This window comes from Luteolibacter rhizosphaerae, assembly GCF_025950095.1.
Lineage (GTDB): Bacteria > Verrucomicrobiota > Verrucomicrobiia > Verrucomicrobiales > Akkermansiaceae > Haloferula > Haloferula rhizosphaerae.
This window is the reverse complement of sequence record NZ_JAPDDR010000029.1, coordinates 1,928-6,021: the sequence shown is the minus strand read 5'-3', so window position 1 is coordinate 6,021 and position 4,094 is coordinate 1,928. Positions and strand designations below refer to the sequence as shown.

Below are 4,094 nucleotides of genomic sequence, written 5' to 3'. Positions count from 1 at the left end.
AGGGTACAAAAAAGCGCCCGGCCCCGATGTTACTCGGGGCCGGGCGAATACCTGGCGGCGACCTACTCTCACAGGACCTGTCGTCCCAATACCATCGGCGCTGCAGCGTTTCACTTCCGGGTTCGGAATGGGACCGGGTGGTTCCACCGCGCTCTGGCCACCAGAGGTCAACCCCGCCTTACGGGGCTGATGCTCTAGCGGTCAAAAGCTGGCTTTCTTCCAAGCCGCTCCCTGACATCCGCACGGAGTCTTACAGTCATTCAAACAACCTCAATTCGTCCACTTTGAACCGTGCGCGGTCGCTTGGAAACAAGCGATTCCGAACGGAATCAAGCCAGACGGATGATTAGTACCGGTAAGCTGCATATATTGCTACACTTCCACTTCCGGCCTATCAACGTGGTAGTCTTCCACGATCCTTCAGGGAAAACTCATCTTGGGAGGAGCTTGGCGCTTAGATGCTTTCAGCGCTTATCTCGTCCGCACATAGCTACCCGGCCATGCTCTTGACAGAACAACCGGTGCACCAGAGGTGCGTCAATTCCGGTCCTCTCGTACTAGGAATTGAACCCCTCAGTTTTCCTGCGCCCACAGAGGATAGAGGACCGAACTGTCTCGCGACGTTCTGAACCCAGCTCGCGTGCCGCTTTAACCGGCGAACAGCCGGACCCTTGGGACCTTCTCCAGCCCCAGGATGCGACGAGCCGACATCGAGGTGCCAAACTTCGCCGTCGATATGAACTCTTGGGCGAAATCAGCCTGTTATCCCTAAGGTACCTTTTATCCGTTGAGCGACGGCAATTCCACATTCTACCGCCGGATCACTTAGGCCGACTTTCGTCTCTGCTCGACTTGTAGGTCTCACAGTTAGGCGGGCTTATGCCTATGCACTCGACACATGGTTGCAGACCATGCTGAGCCCACCTTCGCGCTCCTCCGTTACTCTTTGGGAGGATACCGCCCCAGTAAAACTGACCGGCTGACACTGTTTCCCGCCCGGTTTCACGGGTCGGGGTTAGATCTTCCAACACCCAAGGGTGGTATCTCACTGATGACTCCCTGATCCCCTAAAGGACCAGATCAACGTCTCCCACTTATGCTGAGCATGAGAATCGAAAAACCAATGACAGCTTACAGTTAAGGTCTATAGGGTCTTTCCGTCCTTCTGCGGGTAGGCGGCATCTTCACCGCCATTACAATTTCACTGAGCACCTGGTTGAGACAGTGCCCAACTCGTTACACGATTCGTGCAGGTCGGAACTTACCCGACAAGGAATTTCGCTACCTTAGGACCGTTATAGTTACGGCCGACATTCACGGGGACTTGGGCTCAAAGCTTCGCCTTGCGGCTAACCTCTTACCTTAATCTTTCCGCATTGGTCACGTGTCACACCCTATACTTGGACTTAGCGTCTTGGCAGAGTGCTGTGTTTTTGCTAAACAGTCGGTTGGGCCATTTCACTGCGGCCCCATTTGCATGGGGCACCCCTTCTTCCGAAGTTACGGGGCTAATTTGCCGAGTTCCTTAACCAGGGTTCACTCTTGCGCCTTGGTATACTCTACCCACCCACCTGTGTCGGTTTACGGTACGGGTTGCTTAGCATGCATAGGGGCTTTTCTTGGCACAACTTCCAGCCATGCGGATCGGCCGTAGCCTCACCTCGGAATTCAATCACCTAGTGGCTTTCCATCATGCGTCCTCCCTACTTAAGTTTCGCAAGTGCAGTAATATTAAACTGCTGTCCATCGCCTACGCGTATCCGCCTCGGCTTAGGTCCCGACTAACCCCGGGACGAAAAACGTAGCCCGGGAAACCTGGGGTTTACGGCGGACCGGGATTTCACCGGTCTTATCGTTACTCATGTCTGCATCCTCTCTTCCCAACTCTCCAGGGTCAGTCGCCATCACCCTTCAACGCGTTGGGAATGCTCCTCTACCGCGCCTACTGATACAGTAGACACCCAGAGCTTCGGTACCATGCTTATCGCCGATCATTTTCGGCGCAGGATCTCTCGATGAGTAAGCTATTACGCACTTTTTAAATGGTGGCTGCTTCTAAGCCAACATCCTCACTGTCTGTGAAATCCCACATCCTTTCCACTTAGCATGGTTTAGGCACCTTAGCTGCTGATCAGGGTTGTTTCCCTTTTGACGATGAAGCTTATCCCCCACCGTCTCACTGCCGCGCTCCACTCACCGGTATTCGGAGTTTGATAGGGTTTGGTAGACGGGTATGCCCCCTAGCCCTTTCAGTGCTCTACCCCCGGTAATCAGCACGCGACGCTGCACCTCAATGCATTTCGAGGAGAACCAGCTATCACGGGGTTTGAATAGCCTTTCACTCCTACCCTCAACTCATCCGAGAATTTTTCAACATTCACCGGTTCGGTCCTTCACGCGGTTTTACCCGCGCTTCAACCTGGTCAAGGGTAGATCACCTCCGCTTCGGGTCCAGCACGTGCAACTATGGTCGCCCTATTCGGACTCGCTTTCGCTGCGCCTCCGATCCGGAAGATCTTAGGCTTGCCACACATACTGACTCGCAGACTCATTAAGCAAAAGGCACGCAATCACAGCCGAAGCTGCTCTTACACCTTGTAGGCACAGGGTTTCAGGTTCTATTTCACTCCGCTCACAGCGGTTCTTTTCACCTTTCCCTCACGGTACTGGTTCACTATCGGTCGCTAACTAGTATTTAGCCTTACGCCGTGGTCGGCGCAGATTCACACAACGTTCCACGTGTGCTGTGCTACTCAGGAACACCCTAGGGCCGCGTCGGATTTCGGTTACGGGGATTTCACCCTCTCTGTCGGAACTTTCCAGGTCCTTCACCTATCGTCAACGGTCCCACGTCGGGGTCCTACAACCCCGGGAGCAAGCTCCCGGTTTGGGCTACTCCGCTTTCGCTCGCCACTACTTACGGAATCGATTCTCTTTCTTTTCCTCCGGTTACTGAGATGTTTCACTTCACCGGGTATCGCGTCTCTTTCCCTATTTGATTCAGGAAAGAACGATGGCGTATTAACACCACCAGGTTACCCCATTCGGAAATCTCCGGATCAAAGCGTGTTTGCCGCTCCCCGAAGCTTATCGCAGCTTATCACGTCCTTCATCGCCTGTTAGCACCAAGGCATCCACTCTGTGCCCTTTAAAGCTTGATTCCATATCGAAATCAGCTGTTCAGGCGATTGCACCTGCGGCCGCCGTAAAGAAGCCGTGGTTTGCAATCGCGGGCCGGTATGAGTCACACCGGCCAAATCAGTCATATACCAAGGACCGCGCAAATTAATGGCTCATGTGAACAATTGATTTTTTGCAGTCATTTTCAAAAACTGTAATCTCCATGCGGATGTCAAAGAGCGGCAAGGCTCTCACAAGTCTGTTATCACGTTCTTCATTCCCTTTCCGAAAAAGTGGTGGGCCTGATAGGACTCGAACCTATGACCCCCGCCTTATCAAGGCGGTGCTCTAACCAACTGAGCTACAGGCCCAATTAATTTTCCATGACCCGTTTGCTCCCGCGGTTGCCCGCAAAGCTCGAGACGGATCGTGAAAGATGGTGGAGGTTAACGGATTCGAACCGTTGACATTCTGCTTGCAAAGCAGACGCTCTACCAACTGAGCTAAACCCCCTCTCGTAGGAGGATTGAAGAAGAAGAGGACGAAAGCCAAATTGTGTGCTGCGATACTGTCGCAAGTCGCGATGCTAATAATATTTTGCGGTTCGCTTTCGCTCGCCGCGATGCCCTTCCGATTGCTCGGTGTCGGGCATCGACCTGCTTCAGTGACCTTGAGAAGGTTTGAAGCTACTCCATAGAAAGGAGGTGATCCAGCCGCAGGTTCCCCTACGGCTACCTTGTTACGACTTCATCCCAGTTACCAGCTTCACCTTAGGATCGTACGATACTTCGGGTGCTACCGGCTTCCATGATGTGACGGGCGGTGTGTACAAGACCCGGGAACGTATTCACGCTGCCGTAGCTGATGCAGCATTACTAGCGATTCCGGCTTCATGGAGGCGAGTTGCAGCCTCCAATCCGAACTGGGCCCAGTTTTGTAGATTTCCTCCACCTCGCGGTCTCGGTTCTCATTGT

Annotated in this window: 2 tRNA genes and 3 rRNA genes (1 of these 5 cut by a window edge); all 5 read right to left on the bottom strand. The window is 53.4% G+C overall.

The features are described 5' to 3' along the window. Positions 1–49: 49 nt before the first annotated feature. A 5S ribosomal RNA gene (gene rrf, locus OJ996_RS26285) occupies positions 50–165 on the bottom strand. Positions 166–325: 160 nt separating this feature from the next. After that, a 23S ribosomal RNA gene (locus OJ996_RS26280) occupies positions 326–3,161 on the bottom strand. Between the two features lie 253 nt (positions 3,162–3,414). Continuing rightward, a tRNA-Ile gene (locus tag OJ996_RS26275) sits at positions 3,415–3,491 on the bottom strand. Between the two features lie 66 nt (positions 3,492–3,557). Beyond that, positions 3,558–3,633: transfer RNA gene (locus OJ996_RS26270), tRNA-Ala, on the bottom strand. 184 nt (positions 3,634–3,817) lie between these two features. Next, positions 3,818–4,094, bottom strand: a 16S ribosomal RNA gene (locus tag OJ996_RS26265); it runs 1,340 nt beyond the window's last position. The 16S, 23S and 5S rRNA genes sit together here with 2 tRNA genes alongside, the layout of an rRNA operon.